A 17664-nucleotide genomic window follows, 5' to 3' on the forward strand; every position below is an offset into this window, starting at 1 on the left:
CAGGGTTATTGATGTTGTCTGTTTTTTTATAAATGACGAATATATCATGAGTGATGAGGCAAGATACAGATCAATACCTCGAGTACCGGCTGACATTTAAAAGCACGCCGACCGCTGCGAGCATCAGCGTCAGTGATGACCCTCCGTAGCTTAAAAACGGCAGCGTAATTCCTGTTACCGGGATCAGCCCCGTCACAACGCCGATATTAATCATGACTTGAATAGCAATCATAGAAATAATGCCGATGGCGACAAAGCTTCCGTATAAATCCGGAGCGCCGAGGGCAATCCTGACGCCCCGCCATAATAAAATACTGAACAGCAGCAATATGAGCGTACCGCCGATAAAGCCGAGTTCCTCAGATAAAATAGCAAAAATGAAATCGGTTTGCGGCTCCGGCAGGTAAAAAAACTTTTGTCGGCTTTGGCCGAGCCCCATTCCGAACAGACCGCCCGGACCTACGGCATAGAGCGACTGAATGATCTGAAATCCGCTTCCAAGCGGATCCTCCCACGGGTTTAAGTAGGAGGTGATCCGTTTAATCCGATAAGGAGCGGACAGAACAAGCGCCGCAAATCCGCTTAAACCGATGAGTCCGAGAAACGCGAAATGAGCGATTCGCGCACCGGAAACAAATATCATCACGATGCACGTGCCCACCATCACCGTCCCCGTTCCAAGGTCGGGCTGGCACATGATAATAATAAATGCAGAAAACACGATTCCGAGCGCGGGAACGAATCCGCGTCTGAATGACGTAATGTTCTTCTGTTTTTCAGAAAGAAATTTAGCCAGAAACGCAATCATCGCGAGTTTCATAAACTCCGAAGGCTGAATGCTGAACGCGCCCACTCCGATCCAGCTTCTTGAACCGTTCCGCACCATTCCGACTCCCGGAATCAGTACAAGCACAAGCAGGAAAAAACAAATGATCAGAAGCAGCTTCGACCATGTCCGCCATGTCCAATAATCCACATTCATAATGAAAAACATGGCAATGACGCCGATTCCCGCAAACAGCAGCTGCCGTTTCGCAAAGAAAAACGAGTCGTCAAATTTATAATCCGCCCAAACCGCACTTGCACTGTAAACCATAATTAATCCTATTGTTAAAAGCAATAACGTAATGATAACTAATAACAAATCAGGCGCTGTTTTTTTAGTAGTCAAAGCAATCGACACCCCAAGCATAAGTCATTTAGGGCTGCCGATGAACAGAGACAAGCCCTTACTTAAGCATATGCACGGCATCTATAAACATGTCACCGCGTTCTTCAAATGTTTTGAACTGATCCCAGCTTGCACACGCAGGTGACAAGAGGATGACGTCTCCTTCATTTGAGAGCGCAAACGCCGCAGATACTGCTTGTTCAACATTATCGACACGTTTGACATGTTGTATTCCCAGCTCATTGCCCAGTTCTTCTATCTTCGGCGCCGTCTGGCCGAACGTAAGGACCGCTTTGACATTGTCCATATACGGTTTCAGATCGTCAAAGCCGTTGCCGCGGTCAAGTCCGCCTGCAAGCAGTATAACCGGAGCGTTGAACGCGGAAAGCGCTTTGCTTGTGGCCAAAATATTCGTCGCTTTGCTGTCATTATAAAATTTACGATTCTGAATCGCAGTCACATACTGCAGACGGTGTTTAACACCGGTAAAGCTTGTCAGTACCTTCTGAATAGCATTATTGGATGCGCCCGCCGTTTTTGCCGCGGCTACAGCGGCTAGAATATTTTCTAAATTGTGCGCGCCCGGCAGTACGATGTCATCAACAGGCAGAATCGCTTCATCGCCGAACATCAGCATTCCGTCTTTAATGAATGCGCCGCTGGACAGTTCCTGATGAACTGAAAACGGAACGGTGCCGGCTTTTCCGCCTTCGGCAAGCCGCACGACTGTTTCATCGCTTTGGTTCACGATGGCCGTATCGCTCTCAAGCTGATGCAGATACACCTTCTGCTTGGCTTTTTCGTAATTTTCACGGCTGTGGTGATAATCCAAATGAGCGTCAAATACATTTAAAATCAGGCCGATTTCAGGTCTGAACGCATGAGTCCCCATCAGCTGGAACGAAGAAAGCTCCGTGACGATCCATTCATCACCGTCAGCATGATAAGCCACTTCACTGGCGACAGTGCCGATATTCCCCGCGATCAGCGCCTTTATCGAGTCAGCCTTCAGCATTTCGTAGACCAGGGTCGTCGTTGTTGTTTTCCCGTTCGAGCCTGTAATGCCGATGAATTTTGCATTGGTGATATAATACGCAAGCTCGATTTCCGTCCAGACCGGGATGCCTCTTCTTTGCGCTTCCTCCACCATGATATTTTCATATGGGATTCCGGGATTTTTGATCAGAATGGTAATATCATGCTGATCAAAAAGTGATGTCGGATGTTCACCGCATATAACCTCAATTCCTCTTTCTGAAAGCCTTTGGGCAGGTTCGTTTTCTTCAAAGGCTTTTTGATCATTTACGACGACGTTAATGCCTTTTTCATGAAGAATTGACGCAGCCGCATATCCGCTTTTCGCCAGTCCGAGGACCAGAAAGTTTTGTTTTTGCAAAAAAAGTTCGTTTTCCACTTATAACCACACCTCGATGTAAATTCCTAAAACGGCAAGCAGCAGTCCCGCAGTCCAGAATGTGACGACAACTCTCCATTCAGACCATCCGACCAATTCGTAATGGTGGTGAAGCGGACTCATTTTAAAGATTCGTTTTCCTGTCGTTTTAAAGCTGATGACTTGTAAGATAACAGATAAGGTCTCAATAACAAAAACTCCGCCGATAATGACGAGCAGAATTTCAAGCTTCGTCAGAATGGCAACGGTCACGATCGCTCCTCCGAGCGCAAGCGAACCGGTATCCCCCATAAATACTTTGGCGGGATGGGCGTTGAATACAAGAAAACCGAGAACGGCGCCGACAACGGCAACCGAGAAAATCGCAACGTCATATTGTGACTGGTTCCACGCAAGGATCGCGAAAGCGCCGAATGCGATAGCAGCAGTACCGGACAAGAGACCGTCCAGACCGTCTGTCAGGTTGACGGCGTTTGAACCTCCGACAAGCATAAAGAGAACGAGGATAAAGTATCCCCAGCCGAGATCGATTGACAGATGTGTTCCCGGCACCCTGATGCCGGTTGAAAAATGGCAGTAATGATATACTCCGTAGAATACAATGGCGATAATGATCTGGCCGATCAATTTCTGCTTCGACGTTAATCCGAGATTCCGTTTCATCACCACTTTAATATAATCATCCAAAAAGCCGAGCAGGCCGTATCCGATCGTGACAAACAGCAGAAGAAACATTTCCGCGCTCAAATGCGAAAATTTCTGCGTCATGACAATCGCCGTAATGGCGATGGATACGATAATCATGACCCCGCCCATCGTCGGCGTCCCTGATTTTTTCATATGTGATTTCGGCCCTTCTTCCCTGATGCTCTGGCCGAATTTTAAGCGTCTTAAAAACGGGATAAGAATCGGAGATATCAGAACACTGATTAAAAATCCCATTATTATTGTAAATAAAATCACTTGCTCAAGCATTGCTCTTTTCTCCTCCCGTTTCGTTCAAACGACATACGTATTTATCATATTCACATTGTTTCCCCGTAATTCTTTTCATTTCCCTCATTCAACACTCTTTCCTGTTTTACTTTTTATTCAGCTCAACAATAGCTCTTCCCGCTACTTCGGCGTCATCAAAGTCGAATGTTTCATTGCCGATCTGCTGATAGGTTTCATGCCCTTTTCCGGCAATCAGGACCACATCACCCTTTTTCGCGTTGGCAATGGCAAAAAAGATGGCCTGCTCGCGGTTGGCGATACTGTGATAGTAAGTTCCTTCTACTCCTCTTTCCATATCTCTTAATATGGCCAGCGGGTCCTCGCTTCTCGGGTTATCTGAGGTAAAGATCGGTTCGTCAGCGATCCGCACCGCAATTTCCGCCATTTTCGGGCGTTTTGTTTTGTCCCGGTCACCGCCGCAGCCGACGACGACGAAAAGCTTGCCCTCTGTCATGTCTTTGCATGTATTCAGGACGTTTTCCAGACTGTCAGGCGTGTGCGCGTAATCGACGACGACAGGGAACGGCTGATTGTGATTCACCAGTTCAAACCGGCCTCTGACACCTTGCAGCTCTTCAAGTGCGCTTGTGATCGTATCGAACGGGAGACCCGCTGCGATCGCTGTCGCCGCTGCAGCCAGTACGTTATACACGTTGAACCGGCCGACGAGTGAAACCGTGATCTGCTTTGTTCCTTTTGGCGTAACGAGTTCAAAGCTTGTGCCTTGCGCAGAGATCTCAATTTGTTTCGCCATGACATCGGCATCATTTTCGATTCCGTATGTAAGGATGTGCGCCGCCGTCACTCTTTCAAAATAAGCGCTGGCTTTGTCATCTGCGTTTAAAACGGCCCGCTTCGGCTTTTCATGGTTGAAAGAGCCGCCCAACTGGGAAAACAGGAGGCTTTTAGCCTGTCTGTAGTCTTCCATCGTCTTGTGATAGTCTAAATGGTCCTGCGTCAGATTCGTGAACACGGCGATATCATAATCGCAGCCGTGAACCCTGCCGAGTGACAGAGCGTGAGAAGACACTTCCATAATGGCTGTATCAACATGCTCGTCATTCATTTTCTTGAACGTTTTTTGCAGTGTGACGCTTTCGGGTGTTGTATTTTTGACCGGGAATGTCTCATCACCGATTTTAATGTACATCGTTCCGATTAAACCGGTCTGTCTTCCCGCTTTTTTAAAAATCTCATCCACCATATGCGTCGTTGATGTCTTGCCGTTTGTGCCGGTGATGCCGATAAGCTGAAGTTTCTTTGTCGGCTGCCCGTAAAACGCATCAGAAAGAACGCTGAGCGCCCGCTGTGACCGGCGGACGATAATGACAGGAATATCGACGTCAAGCTCTTTCTCGGCGACGATGGCCGCTGCGCCGTTTTCTGCGGCTTTTTGGGCGAAATCATGTCCGTCCACCGTATACCCTTTTATACACACAAAAAGACTCCCTTTTCTCACTTCCCTGGAGTCCATCTCAATTGAAGTTATATCAGGGTCATGAAAGTCATTTTGAACAGGTTCGGCCATTAAATATGTAAGCAGCTTTGTAAGTTTCATTGTATCAAACCTCTCAGAAATTCTATTCATTCTTTTATCATGATAATTGTTTGTAAAAGTCAGAATGGCTTTTAAACATACAGTTCATATTTTAGCGTAAATAAAAGGATACATCCAGTTAATCTTAAAAGTTATCTTCTTTTTTTATCTTTATGATAAAAGGCAGCCGAAAACAATCGGCTGCCTCAAAAAGACTCATTCTTCACTCAAGTAAACACGGATCTTTGAGCCTTCTTTTACTTTCGTTCCGGCTGCAGGTGATTGCTTCACAATTTTGCTTCCTTTTCCTGAGGAGTCTATATTCAAATTGACAAGCAGCGACTCAAGATCAGAGACAGACATCCCTACAACATTCGGAACCTCTATTGTTTTTGTGTCGTTCCATTGATATTTTTTCTCGATTTGATTTTTTCGCGGTTTAACGCCGAGCTCCGGCAGACTGTCTCTCATCATATTTCCGACAATCGGCGCGGCGACGGTTCCACCGAATTGAATCGTGCCTTTCGGATTATCAACCGCGACATATACGACAAGGCTCGGGTCATCAGCCGGCGCAAAACCGATAAAGGAGACGATATGGTTGTTTTCGAGATATTTGCCGTCTTTGACCTTTTGAGCCGTTCCAGTTTTCCCCCCGACGCGATATCCTTCTACAAAGGCATTCCGCCCCGTTCCCTGCGCGACGACGCTTTCTAAAGCGTATCTGATCTGCTTTGACGTTTCCTGGGAAATAACTTGTCTTTTCGCAATCGGCGATTGTTTCTTAACGGTTTTTTTCGTGACGGGATCAACCCACTCTTTGGCGATAAACGGAGTATAAAGCGTTCCGCCGTTTATTGCTGCGGATACGGCTGCCACCTGCTGAATCGGCGTGACGGAAACCCCTTGTCCGAAAGCAGTTGTCGCCTGTTCGACCGGGCCGACTCTGTCAAGCGGAAATAAGATTCCCGTTCCTTCCCCCTGCAGATCGATGCCTGTTTTCTTTCCAAATCCGAAGTCCTTAATATATTGAAACAGCTTTTGTTTTCCGAGCCGTTCCCCAAGCTGTACAAACCCAGGGTTGCAGGAATTTTGAACGACTTCAAGGTAAGACTGCGAACCGTGGCCGCCCTTTTTCCAGCATCTGAGGCGGGCGCCGTCCACCTCGGCAAATCCTTTGTCATAAAAATGATCTCTTTGCAAGTTTACTTTTTGCTCTTGGAGCGCCGCCGCAAGCGTAATAATCTTAAAGGTCGAACCCGGTTCATACGTGCTCCATACCGGCAGATTCCGGTTGTAAACGGACGGATCCACTGATTGATAGTCAGCCGGATCAAAATCAGGACGGCTTGACATGCCCAGCACTTCTCCGTTTTTCGGATTCATTGCGACCGCAATCATTCCGTCCGGGTTGTATTTCGCTGCTGCATTGTCGAGCTCTCGTTCTATAATCGTCTGAACCTTGGCGTCAATCGTCAATTTCATATCAAGTCCGTCTTTCGGAGGGGTGTAATCATCCGCTTCATCAGGCATTTTCTTCCCCTTGGCATCCGTATAAAATTTCACGGAGCCCTTTACACCTTTTAAGTCATCATCATAATAAGCCTCCAGTCCGAGAAGGCCCTGGTTATCAATACCGGCAAAACCGAGAACATGGGACAAAAAGCTTCCGTACGGATAATGACGGATGCTGTCTTCAGCTACATAAACTCCTTTTAAATCGAGCGCTTTGATTTCTTTCGCTTTTTTATTTGAAATTTTCCGGCCCTCGGGTGAGATTTTTTCTATGGATGTTTTCTTTGTAATGTGTTTGTAGACCTTCTCTTCTGACATATTTAAAACTGACGCGAGAAGCTTGCCCGTTTTTATGGGATTTTGAATCTGGCGCGGTACGACAAAGACGGTCGGCGCGCTTTTATTAGTAGCCAGCTTCACGCCGTTCCGGTCAAGGATCTCTCCCCGCTCAGGCTCAAACGGCAAATTCCGGCTCCAGGAATCCTTCGCCAGCGAAGTCAGCTTTTCCCCCATTACAAATTGGACATAGCCTAATCTGCTGTCAATGATCAAAAAAATGATCACGCCAAAAAGCAAAACCAGTAATAAACGTTTTCGAACCGTTACATTTGAAACGCGCAAGGGACCGTCCACTCCTTATTTAGGCTTGTTTCATTTTATGCCTCAGCTTGGACACATAGAACGGCGCGCATAAAAAAGAAGCCCGCGGGCATCCGCGGACTTCTCTGTCCCGTTAATCAGGATTTTTAAATTTCACCTTGATCACGGTATTTCCCTTCAGTTCTTTGCCTTTTTTGACACTTTGGCTGGCAGCGTAACCTTCGCCGCTCACATCAATGTGAATGCCTGATACCTTGCTGAATTGAAGCACTTCCCGTCTCGACCATCCGGACATATCCGGCATCGTCATCTTTCCGTCTGTTTTTAAGAAGATTTTCTGATTGGTGATCACATCTTCTCCGGCTTTCGGATACTGCTCTTTTACGGCAACATCACTGCCGATGACAATCGGTGTGAGATGTTCATTTTTCGCTTCCTTCTCAGCATTCGTAACCGTCTTGTCTGTCAGATCAGGCATCTTTTGGCTTTTCGTTTCTTCCTGGCCGGAATCTGACTTTTCCGTCGGCTCGATGTTCAAATAATGCAAACTGTTTTTCATCGTCGGGTTAAAGATTTCCGCGACAGGATCGGAGCTGCTTTGGCCCGCTTTTAATTGCGGCTGCTGCACGGCTACATAGATGACGAGCTTAGGATCATTTTTCGGCGCCATGCCCATGAATGAAAACACATAGTTGCTCGTTCCTTTTAAATATCCGCCCGTCCCCGCGATTTGCGCGGTTCCCGTTTTCCCCGCAACATCAAAACCTTCAATTTTATAAGGTTTTCCCGTTCCGATGTCTGACGTCACAACTTCTCCGAGCAGATTCCGGACTTGTTTGGCCGTATCAGCCGAAATCGGCGTGCCTGCTTGTTCGGGCTTTGTCTGCTTGACGACTTTTTTCGTATCAGGGTCGACGATATGGTCAATGACGTAAGGCTTCATCATTTTGCCGTTATTGGCAATCGCCGTGACTGCCTGAAGCTGCTGAATCGGCGTTATCGCCGATGCTTGGCCGTAAGCCGTAGACGCTTTATCAAAATCATATTTGAAGTTAATTTTACTTGATACTTCACCGGGCAGATCAATCCCTGTTTTTTGATAGAGCCCGAATTTGTGCAGGTACTCATTAAACCGGTCAAACCCGAGTTTTTCATTTGCCAGCTTGGCGAAAGCAACATTTGACGACCTCATGAGGCCGTCATGGAAGCTTGTCATGCCCCATCCGGCTCCATCGTTCCAATCTTTAACTGGTTTTCCGCCTACTTTATATGTTCCGGATTTATATTTCTCGTTTGCAGAGAACGCGTTTTCCTGAATCGCCGCGGCAAGCGTAAAGATCTTCATCGTCGATCCCGGTTCATACGCGTACGACACTAAGTCGTTGTAATAATTGGTGACGTTTCTGAGATTCGGGTCAAAACTCGGACGCTGCCCCATCGCAAGCACTTTGCCTGTTTTCGGTTCTACGACAGCCGCCATGATTTTTTTCGGTTTATATTTTTCCGCCACTTTCGTCATGCTGTCTTCTAAAAAGGTTTGAATTTTCTGATCAATGGTTAAATATACATTGTCACCGTTTTTAGGTGCGGTGATTTTTTCTTTGCTGTTCGGAAGTTTCCAGCCGGATTTATCACTTTCATACGTGACAGATCCGTCGCGTTCCGTCAGATAGCTGTTCAGTATTTTTTCCAGCCCTAAAGATCCTTGTATCTGGTTTGTTTTTTCATTTACATCAGCATAGCCGAGAACATTTGATAAAAACACGCCATTCGGATAGTAGCGCTTCGTATCTCTTAAGAAAGAAATACCCGGAAGATTCATTTTTTCGATCTTTTGCTTTTTCGCATAAGAGATATCGCGGCCGGCTGAACCGAATTCCACCTGCTTCGCGCCATTCCTGTTTAAGATGTCCAGAATCTCGCTTTTGTCCAGGTCAATAACGGACGCCAGCTTTTCCGCTGTCTTCTCTTTGTCTTTGACATGCTGAGGGTGCTTCTTGTCGGTCGTCATCTTTTTATCAAGCACGGCAATGAGCTTATAAGTCGCCGTGTCCTCAGCGAGCACTTTGCCGTTCCGGTCAAGAATGGAGCCGCGGCTCGCTTCTATCGTCCGCTTTTTTTCGTGCTGCTCGGTCGCTTTTGTTGCAAGTTCCACCCCGTTAGCTTTACCGGTTAATTGAATGTACGCCATTCTCCCGAGAATGACAAAGAAAAAGAGAGCGAAACAAATACTCAGTATCGCTGCTCCTCTGTTCATAAACTTATTTTTTTTAGGCATGGGTTATCATTCCTGTATGTTTTTCACTTTTTTATCTTTCAGGTTCAAACCGTGCTTTTTGGCGATATCCATCAATCGCTGCGGCTGGCTTAAGTCACCCGCCGTTTTTTGGAGATCACCGATTTGCTTATTCTTCTCTGATACTTTCTCCTCCAGTTTTTGCACCTCAATATTGGATTGGTACGCCGCGTATGCCTTTGATACGATAAACATTGAAGTGGAGAGAACGGCAATGGCAAACAGGACGAGCAGCACCTTTTCCCCGAGTGTAATGGAAGCCCTTTTTTTGACAATCACCTTTTTTTCGGGACTTATCACTGGCCGTTGTTGTTTTTCCTGCTGGTAAGCTAAGTTGCTCATAGGCTGATGACCTCCTTTATGTTGTCATTTGCTGCCCGTTATTTTCGTTTCTCCGCAATGCGGAGCTTCGCTGAGCGGGCGCGGTTATTTTCTTCAATCTCCTCTTTTGATGCCGTAATGGGTTTTCTCGTAATCAGTTTTAATTCCGGTTCAAATTCTTCCGGTATCACAGGAAGACCCGGAGGCAGTTCGGGAAGTGATGATTTTTCCTTGAATGTCGTCTTGCACATTCTGTCTTCCAGTGAGTGAAAAGTGATCACAGATACCCTTCCGCCCGGCTTCAGCATCTCTATCGCCTGCAAGAGAGCCTCTTCAAATACTTGAAGCTCATCGTTTACGGCGATTCGAATGGCCTGAAATACGCGTTTGGCCGGATGACCGCCGCTTCTTCTCGCCGGAGCCGGTATCGCGTCCTTTATTAGATCGACCAGTTGGCCGGTTGTTTGAATAGGCGATTTCTCTCTTGCCTCTTCAATTTTTCTGGCGATTTGCTTGCTGAATTTTTCTTCTCCGTATTTAAAGAAAATCCGCACAAGATCCTCATACCGCCATTCATTTACGACCTCTTTCGCCGTAAGGGCGGCCGACTGGTCCATCCTCATGTCCAGCGGTGCGTCATGATGATAGCTGAATCCCCGTTCCGGTGTATCAAGCTGCGGTGAGGATACTCCTAAATCAAATAAAATTCCGTCGACACTCGTAATGCCGTGTTCGTGTAAACATTCTTTTAAATAACGAAAGTTGCTTTTCACCAAAATGAGCTGTCCTTTGTACTCAGACAATGTTTGCTTTGCGTTTTCAAGCGCCGTGTCATCTTGGTCAAAGGCGATTAAACGCCCTTTTTCCGATAATTGCTGCAATAAATATGTACTGTGCCCGGCGCCTCCCAGGGTGCAGTCCACATAGGTTCCGTCCGGTTTGATATTTAAACCGTCGACGGTTTCACGTAGAAGTACTGTCTTATGCTGAAACATTTGTGTCGGTCCCACCTTTATCAGGAATGAATTGAATTGTCAGTTGCTGTGATGCACGAAGATCCATTATATATCAAATCCAATCATGTTTTCAGCAATTTCAGCGAATGAATCTTCTTGCTCTTCTGTGTATTGTTCCCAGATTACCTTACTCCACAATTCAATTCGATTGGAAACCCCGATGACAACACATTCTTTTTCCAGTTTTGCGTAATTCAGAAGAGATGACGCAATATTAACCCTTCCCTGCTTGTCCAGTTCGCATTCGGTCGCACCGGAAAAAAAGAAACGGGTAAATGCGCGGGCGTCTTTTTTGGTGAGCGGCAGCGCCTTCAGCTTTTCTTCGATCAGCTTCCATTCATTCATCGGGTAGCCGAAAAGACATTGGTCAAGTCCTCTTGTCAGCACAAACTGCTCACCGAGGCCTTCTCTGAATTTTGCGGGTACGATCATGCGGCCCTTTGCATCAATTGTATGCTGGTATTCACCCATAAACATGATAAGGACCCCCACTTTCTCCCCTAAACTCACCACTATCCGCCACTTCTCTCCACAACCTCATTTTACACTGTTTAAACATAAAAAAAAACCCTGAACTATTCAGGGTTCTTTAAAACTTTATTTCAAAGTTTGACAATCTGATGTTGGTTTTGAAAAGAAAATGGCAGATGTTTGAAGGTTGTGAAGAATTTTGGACCGTAACGGTTCAAATAATACATTACATTCCAGATCCGTTCCTGCGGAGCGCCGAGCGGTCTGATGCTGTTTTGGATTCTTTCATAGTCACGAAGCACAAAACCTTCTTTTTCTTCAATTCTTTTTGTTACCGTCCGTTCTAGAAACAAGAGCTGATCTTGAATGAAGGCGGCATTCTTCTGTAAGAGCGGCTCAAGGCTTGAATCGACTTTAAGCGCTTCGTCCCTTGCTTTTTTATGGGCAGCTTCAATCTGTGACTTCGCCTGTTCCATCACAGAAGAAAATTCTTCAGGAATCTGCTCGTTAAAATAAGTCTCCTTCAGATGCCCGGTGCCGTGTTCGATCGCTTCTTGAAGCGGGATATTCCGTTCTGAAAGCTTCTTTTCAATATGGCGCTCAAGAATCGTAATGTTTAACCTCGGCACTACCGGAGTCATAGAAAAGCCCATTAATGAGAAAGCCTGCTTCAGCTCGCCCCAATAATTGACTTCCCCCGGCCCTGCGATAAACGCAAGAGTCGGGATGAGAAACTCCTGCATCAGCGGCCTTGTCACAACGTTATTGCTGAAACATTCCGGTTTTTCTTCCATATGGGTATGAAGCTCGTCGTCCGTCCACTCGAGGTCAAGCTCTTTAATGACAAAAACGCCATTTTCTTTTTCAATTAAGAAGCGCTCTCCCTCATACTCGTAAAATAAGTTGGCCTGTTCTTTGTCCGATTCAATAATCGGGTGATAACCGGCTTCCCGCATAAGACGCTGCTGATTTGACACTGCTTCGGCAAGTTCATTATTGTGCTTTAAAATCTGCTGAAACATTCCCGTTTCCAGCTTTTTAATTCCGGGATCTCCGGAATTCATCAGAATAAGTCCTTCTTCTTGAAACAAGCCGGCGATTAACAGTTCAAAAAAGTCCGTAAATGTCTCTGATGAGCGTAAACATCGCTTCACATTTTGAAGGAGTGCATTTGTGTGATCCGTTTCCTCAAAAGAAGCGAACACCTCATCAATCCACGCCGCACATTTTTCCTGATCAAGAGAGGTATTGGCTGCCGATGTTTTTTTCCAGTAAGACTGCGGCAGCTTCTGTTTCACCGGGCCTTTTTTCTCTGTTGACGTATGCACATAATTGATTTCTTCCAGATCGTGATCTTCACCCGCCACCCAGAAAATCGGAACGACAGGAATCCGGAGCGCCTCTTCCTGCTGTCTGGCAAGTACGATAATGGAGATAATCTTATGTATGGTGTAAAGGGGTCCTGTTAAAAGACCGGCCTGCTGTCCGCCTACAACTGCTGCGCTTTTTGGATCTCTCAGTTTTTTGATGGAGGCCTGCATGGCGGCGGAGTTAAATTTTTCGTGATACGAGGATAGGTAATCGGCTAATTCCTCTCTGGCAAACGGCCTTGAAGACAGGTCTTGAAGCCGCTTTTGCCATACATCCTCAGAATGAATATCATAATCAAAAAATGAAGACATGTTTTCTCCATCTATATAGTGCTGCACAAACGTATTTTGACTTTTGATGGAAAGTTCAGTTAGCTGCATCTGTCTGGAACTTCCTTTCTCCAATAAATAGTTAGGTTTCCGAAATGAGTATAGCATGTTACCGGAAAACCTCAAAAGACTTTGTTTCAGTTTCTTTCTAACGCTTTTATGCTGCGGTATAAAAACGGGAGATGAACGGCCGGCAATCCCCGGCTCTCCGCTTCTTTCACAAGGTAGCCGATAATCGCATCGGCCTCCGTCCGTCTTCCCTCCAAGATATCGACAAGCATGGAAGAATGATTTTTTTCCGTCAGGCTGCAAACTTCGCAAACCCTGTTCCACGCTTCCTCTCTATCCGCGAGGCCAAGTATTGTCTCCGCTTCTTCAAACACGTTTCTCATATATGTTTTGTAAGCGGCATTTGTTAACAGCTCTCCGTTTTTCACGCGCAGCAATGCAGTTAACGGGTTGATGCATACATTTATGATCAATTTTCCCGTTAACAGCTGATACCAGTCGTTTTCATCATATACGGGAAAATCCCGGTGCATGCCGGATAAGATGGTTTTGAGCGTTTCCGGACGGGATGCGCGGAATACACTCCATCTTACGGCTCCGGTCCCAGTATGTTCAACGGCATGATCTGATATCCTTTTTGCCCCGTGCTCAACCGTGCCGGCATAAAGCGAATGATCTGTATGCCAATCTTTGATGTCGTGTATGTGTCCCATGCCGTTTTGCAAAAACAGCACATTCGTCCCTTTTATTGTCTCAAGATCCGGCAAAACAGCGCTGAGCTGGTGCTGTTTAACAGCTGCGATTAAGAGATCGAATCCGGAAGTGATGCCTGTTTGCGCTCTGCATGACGCCGTAAATTCTTTTCCGTCTTTCACCAGGCGTATACCGCCTGAGTTAATCGCATCAGCCTGCTCCGTCCGCCTCGTGATGACCGTTACCTGATGGCGGGACGATAAGTAGTAAGCACATAAAAGGCCCACCGCTCCGCCGCCGATAATTCCGATTTTCACACTGTCACACCCTATATCTGCTTTTTTCCATATTATCATAGCAGAAGCCGCCGCAAATTACTTCAATTTCGTTTTGAACAAAATGACAGACGAACATATTATAGTTGGAATTTTCAATTAAAGCGTTTACAATAATAAGTAGAACACAACAAAGGGGGAGTTTGTGTTGAAAATAGAGCGCCTGCTCATCAACTTTAAGACACTCGAAGAATTTAAAAGGTTTAAAGAATACGGGATGCAGGAGCTGTCCATGCTTGAAGATCTGCAGGATAATATCATTGAAAATGACAGCACCTCGCCTTTTTACGGGATTTACTTCGGGGATAAACTAGTGGCGAGAATGAGTTTATATCAGGTAAGCGGCAGTGCGAATCCGTATTTTGATCAGCGTCAGGACTTTTTGGAACTATGGAAGCTGGAGGTTCTTCCCGGCTATCAAAACAACGGATACGGCAAAGCGCTTGTCGATTTTGCAAAATCCTTCAGAATGCCGATCAGGACGAATTCACGCATGAAATCAGCAGAATTCTGGGATAAGATGAATTTCGAGCCCGTTAAATATGATATGGCGCGCGACAAAGGAGAAAACCCTTACATCTGGCATCCTGATATGGATGGTGAAATGACAGCCGGGGAAACGGCATAATAAAAAACCGGCCGGGACAATGCCCTCAGGCCGGTTGATTTTACAGACTCTGCGCCGATTTTCTTTCATCATCTTTCAAATTGACCATCCTTCTCGCCCTGTCCATAATATCAATTAACGCTTTGTAATCTTCTTCTGTCATCTCCAGCTTGTTTCTCAAGCTTTCGTTTTCCTCACGCAGTTCCTCGACTTCCTTTTGCAGCGCGGTCAGCTGTTCTGTGAGTTTTTCTTTTTCATGACGCACATCCGCTGCGGCTGGCGACTCTTTAAATTGCTGCAGAAACAAAATCACATCATCAATGGACAGCTCTTTTTCTCCTTCCGCTCTGCGGATCGGGGGCTGCTTGACGGTTCCCGGCAGATTGGCGGAATGCACCCCGATTTGCTTTCTTAATTCCTTCCGCTGTTTTTTCGCCAGTTCTATCCCTGACTGATATTGTTTCCTGACATAAGAATTCCACCTGAACCCGCAGGCGGCAGCCGTTCTCGTCAGCGCTCTGCCGACTTCTTCAAAAGCGGAAAGCTGCGTCCCGCCTTCCCGTATGTGCCTGAGCACCACTTCGGCCAGCAGCAAATCTTCATCTTGCGTCCACGCATCTTGTCTCGTAATCGTCAATCGTATCTCCCTCCATATTTGCTCATTTACCTCATACATATGCCGCTGATAGATTAGATAGACTATTGGCGCTCACAATTTTTTCGGCGGCAGCAAGCCGGAGGGAGAAAAAAAGAAAAGCGCAGGAACCGAAATTCCCGCGCTTTTCTTCATACATTAATTGCTTTTTACATTTATGTCTTTGCCGTTGTATGATCCGCATGCTTTACATACACGGTGAGACAATTTCATCTCTCCGCATGACGGGCATTCTGTCATACCAGGTACATTTAGTTTGAAATGTGTACGGCGCAATCTTTTTTTCATTTTAGAAGTTCTTCTAAAAGGTACAGCCATTATTCCCACCTCCTTAAAGAGTTAAGATTCATCATCTTGTGTTAAGAGCTTTTTCAGATCCGCAAGTCTGGGGTCGATCTGATTTTTCTTCTCTTCCTCAGAAATCACTTGCCAATCCTTTCCCACTTGGGGAGCGGCCCCTTCTTTTTGTTCAGTTTCACAAAAGATTTGCATAGGAATTTCTAAAAGAATCTCTTCTTTTACGATCGGAGTCAAGTCGACGGTATCGTCTTCAGCAATATGAACGTCCTCATCTTCTATATCATCCGTCTTATGAAATCTAAACAGTTCTTTTGTCGCGATTGTAAATGGATACGGCACATCAACTAAAGTTCTTGAGCACGGCAAAACCATTTCGCCTGAAATCGTAAAGTCAAACGAAACCTGCTTGGATTCAATCTCCGCGCGGCCCTTCACCCGGACGGGAGAAATGCGGCGGATGTCAGAATTCAATTTTGTCAGCTCATTCAACTCAACTATTTCATCAAATTCAAAGCTCTTTTTCGCCATTTGATGAAGCTGATAAATCGTCCATTTCATTTGTATCACCTCAGGAAAGCAACAAACATGATTATAGCTTTTCAGAATGTTTTTGTCAATATTTTTTCTTTACAGCATAATGCCGCCGTCATGCAATCGTTGACAGCCGGATAGGCTAATCATACACTAAACGAAACGGACGAAAATATGCACTTCATTTGCAAATGTACCATACGAAGCAAAACATAGCAAGAAAGGCGGAACAAATATGAAAGCAGTCGGCCTCGTTGTTGAATATAATCCCTTTCATAACGGACACCGCTATCATGCGGAACAAGCAAAAATCAAGACGGACAGCAGCGTCGCGGCGGCGGTGATGAGCGGCCCTTTTTTGCAGCGCGGGGAACCGGCCGCCGTCTCAAAGTGGGCCCGGACAAAAATGGCGCTGGAAAACGGCGTGGATATCGTCATTGAGCTCCCTTATATGTATGCCGTACAAAAAGCGGAATTATTCGCGCGCGGCAGTGTTTCGCTTCTTCACCAATTAGGATGCAGCAGCTTATTTTTCGGCAGTGAAAACGGACGGATTGACCCCTTTATTGAAGCCGCTGAAGCGTTCAGCCGAAAGGAATCTGACTGCATCCAGATTCTGAAAGAGGAGCTAAAAAAGGGGCTCAGCTATCCGGCCGCCGCCTCAAAAGCTTTTTCACACATATTCAAAGGACAGGACATGCTTGATTTGTCTAAGCCGAACAATATTCTCGGTTTTCACTACGTCAAAGCGATACACGCCTCCGGTTCCGCCATGAAACCTTATACGACAGCCAGGATCGCTTCCGGGTATCATGACGCCGAGCTTCCCGGGGATGACAGCCGGATAGCCAGCGCCACAAGCATCAGAAAAGCGCTGATCGAAAAAGGAACGGCGGCCGTAAAGAGCTTTCTCCCTGAAGCGTCTGTGCGCGAGCTGGACGCATACAGACGCTCATACGGATTATGGCACAGCACAGAAGACTATTTTTCATATGTAAAATACAGCCTCAGCACTCTGTCCGCTGAAGAATTAAGCCGAATCTATGAAGTGGAAGAAGGCCTTGAGCACAGAATTCTGCGCACCATCAGACAAGCCCGCTCCTACCAGGAAATGATGGAACTATTGAAAACAAAACGATACACGTGGACGAGGCTGCAGCGGATGAATACGCACATTCTGACACGGACGAAAAAAGAAGACATGCACCGGCTTTTAAAGCCTGCAAGCGCACCTTATATCCGTCTTCTCGGAATGACGAAAAAAGGACAGGCATACCTGTCGGCAAAGAAAAAAGAGCTTACCGCGCCGCTCGTCAGCAAGCTCTCCTCTTTCTCCCATCCCGCTCTGGATCTGGACATATCGGCGGGACGGGTTTACAGCCTGCCGATAAAAGAACCTGAACGCACATGGTTTGAGAAACAGGAATTTTCACAAGCGCCGATCCGCTATGATGAAGACGAAAAACATTTTTTGAATGCGTAAAAAAAGCACCTGAC

The 17664-nt window shown here is 46.2% G+C and carries 16 protein-coding genes; 2 read left to right on the forward strand and 14 right to left on the reverse strand.

Going from position 1 to position 17664, the window contains the following annotated elements:
* Positions 1-70: 70 nt before the first annotated feature.
* The 11 genes from spoVE to ACQE26_RS16200 all read right to left on the reverse strand — a co-directional run bounded on the left by spoVE (position 71) and on the right by ACQE26_RS16200 (position 14056).
* Positions 71-1171 carry a stage V sporulation protein E gene (gene spoVE, locus ACQE26_RS16150; protein WP_500470056.1) on the reverse strand — a complete coding sequence of 367 codons (1101 nt, stop codon included), beginning with the start codon at positions 1169-1171 and terminating at the stop codon, positions 71-73.
* A gap of 58 nt (positions 1172-1229) precedes the next feature.
* Entirely contained in the window at positions 1230-2585 is a 1356-nt protein-coding gene (gene murD / locus ACQE26_RS16155) for a UDP-N-acetylmuramoyl-L-alanine--D-glutamate ligase (protein WP_500470057.1), read from the reverse strand.
* Positions 2586-3560: a phospho-N-acetylmuramoyl-pentapeptide-transferase gene (gene mraY / locus ACQE26_RS16160; protein ID WP_007409707.1), complete on the reverse strand. Its 975-nt coding sequence runs from the start codon at positions 3558-3560 to the stop codon at positions 2586-2588.
* A 106-nt stretch (positions 3561-3666) separates the two neighbouring features.
* Positions 3667-5139 (reverse strand): UDP-N-acetylmuramoyl-L-alanyl-D-glutamate--2,6-diaminopimelate ligase, encoded by a 1473-nt coding sequence (locus tag ACQE26_RS16165; protein WP_016936209.1) that lies wholly within the window; start codon positions 5137-5139, stop codon positions 3667-3669.
* Between the two features lie 195 nt (positions 5140-5334).
* Positions 5335-7254, reverse strand: a complete 1920-nt coding sequence (locus tag ACQE26_RS16170; protein WP_003154438.1) for a stage V sporulation protein D — start codon at positions 7252-7254, stop codon at positions 5335-5337.
* A 112-nt stretch (positions 7255-7366) separates the two neighbouring features.
* On the reverse strand, positions 7367-9511 hold the full coding sequence (pbpB, locus tag ACQE26_RS16175; RefSeq protein WP_500470058.1) for a penicillin-binding protein 2B: 2145 nt from the start codon (positions 9509-9511) through the stop codon (positions 7367-7369).
* Between the two features lie 6 nt (positions 9512-9517).
* A complete protein-coding gene (gene ftsL, locus ACQE26_RS16180; RefSeq protein WP_016936212.1) occupies positions 9518-9871 on the reverse strand; it encodes a cell division protein FtsL in 354 nt (117 codons plus the stop codon).
* 38 nt (positions 9872-9909) lie between these two features.
* Positions 9910-10845: a 16S rRNA (cytosine(1402)-N(4))-methyltransferase RsmH gene (gene rsmH / locus ACQE26_RS16185; RefSeq protein ID WP_500470059.1), complete on the reverse strand. Its 936-nt coding sequence runs from the start codon at positions 10843-10845 to the stop codon at positions 9910-9912.
* Positions 10846-10911: 66 nt separating this feature from the next.
* Positions 10912-11343, reverse strand: coding sequence for a division/cell wall cluster transcriptional repressor MraZ (gene mraZ / locus ACQE26_RS16190; protein WP_013352164.1), 432 nt, complete (start codon positions 11341-11343; stop codon positions 10912-10914).
* A 125-nt stretch (positions 11344-11468) separates the two neighbouring features.
* The gene (bshC, locus tag ACQE26_RS16195) at positions 11469-13088 is read right to left on the reverse strand and encodes a bacillithiol biosynthesis cysteine-adding enzyme BshC (RefSeq protein WP_438421873.1); all 1620 of its coding nucleotides are present in this window, start codon (positions 13086-13088) and stop codon (positions 11469-11471) included.
* An 86-nt stretch (positions 13089-13174) separates the two neighbouring features.
* Entirely contained in the window at positions 13175-14056 is an 882-nt protein-coding gene (locus ACQE26_RS16200) for a 2-dehydropantoate 2-reductase (RefSeq protein WP_500470060.1), read from the reverse strand.
* Between the two features lie 163 nt (positions 14057-14219).
* Here ACQE26_RS16200 and ACQE26_RS16205 point away from each other — a divergent pair, with 163 nt between their 5' ends.
* Positions 14220-14702 (forward strand): N-acetyltransferase, encoded by a 483-nt coding sequence (locus tag ACQE26_RS16205; protein ID WP_060962853.1) that lies wholly within the window; start codon positions 14220-14222, stop codon positions 14700-14702.
* 40 nt (positions 14703-14742) lie between these two features.
* Here the strand turns inward: ACQE26_RS16205 and gerR are convergent, their stop codons facing one another.
* The 3 genes from gerR to ACQE26_RS16220 all read right to left on the reverse strand — a co-directional run bounded on the left by gerR (position 14743) and on the right by ACQE26_RS16220 (position 16194).
* Positions 14743-15318 (reverse strand): sporulation-specific transcriptional regulator GerR, encoded by a 576-nt coding sequence (gerR, locus tag ACQE26_RS16210; protein ID WP_500470061.1) that lies wholly within the window; start codon positions 15316-15318, stop codon positions 14743-14745.
* Positions 15319-15474: 156 nt separating this feature from the next.
* A complete protein-coding gene (gene rpmF / locus ACQE26_RS16215) occupies positions 15475-15654 on the reverse strand; it encodes a 50S ribosomal protein L32 (RefSeq protein WP_003154457.1) in 180 nt (59 codons plus the stop codon).
* 21 nt (positions 15655-15675) lie between these two features.
* On the reverse strand, positions 15676-16194 hold the full coding sequence (locus ACQE26_RS16220; RefSeq protein ID WP_500470062.1) for a YceD family protein: 519 nt from the start codon (positions 16192-16194) through the stop codon (positions 15676-15678).
* 208 nt (positions 16195-16402) lie between these two features.
* Between ACQE26_RS16220 and ACQE26_RS16225 the strand changes: the two genes are divergently transcribed.
* Positions 16403-17650, forward strand: coding sequence for a nucleotidyltransferase (locus ACQE26_RS16225; protein ID WP_500470063.1), 1248 nt, complete (start codon positions 16403-16405; stop codon positions 17648-17650).
* Positions 17651-17664 lie beyond the last annotated feature (14 nt).

Source organism: Bacillus sp. 5RYD7K (assembly GCF_059831465.1).

Coding starts and splice junctions, on each gene's coding strand:
- mraY (WP_007409707.1), bottom strand. CDS start 3,560: ATGCTTGAGCAAGTGATTTTATTTACAATAATAATGGGATTTTTAATC.
- ACQE26_RS16165 (WP_016936209.1), bottom strand. CDS start 5,139: ATGAAACTTACAAAGCTGCTTACATATTTAATGGCCGAACCTGTTCAA.
- pbpB (WP_500470058.1), bottom strand. CDS start 9,511: ATGCCTAAAAAAAATAAGTTTATGAACAGAGGAGCAGCGATACTGAGT.
- ftsL (WP_016936212.1), bottom strand. CDS start 9,871: ATGAGCAACTTAGCTTACCAGCAGGAAAAACAACAACGGCCAGTGATA.
- rsmH (WP_500470059.1), bottom strand. CDS start 10,845: ATGTTTCAGCATAAGACAGTACTTCTACGTGAAACCGTCGACGGTTTA.
- mraZ (WP_013352164.1), bottom strand. CDS start 11,343: ATGTTTATGGGTGAATACCAGCATACAATTGATGCAAAGGGCCGCATG.
- bshC (WP_438421873.1), bottom strand. CDS start 13,088: ATGCAGCTAACTGAACTTTCCATCAAAAGTCAAAATACGTTTGTGCAG.
- rpmF (WP_003154457.1), bottom strand. CDS start 15,654: ATGGCTGTACCTTTTAGAAGAACTTCTAAAATGAAAAAAAGATTGCGC.
- ACQE26_RS16220 (WP_500470062.1), bottom strand. CDS start 16,194: ATGAAATGGACGATTTATCAGCTTCATCAAATGGCGAAAAAGAGCTTT.
- ACQE26_RS16225 (WP_500470063.1), top strand. CDS start 16,403: ATGAAAGCAGTCGGCCTCGTTGTTGAATATAATCCCTTTCATAACGGA.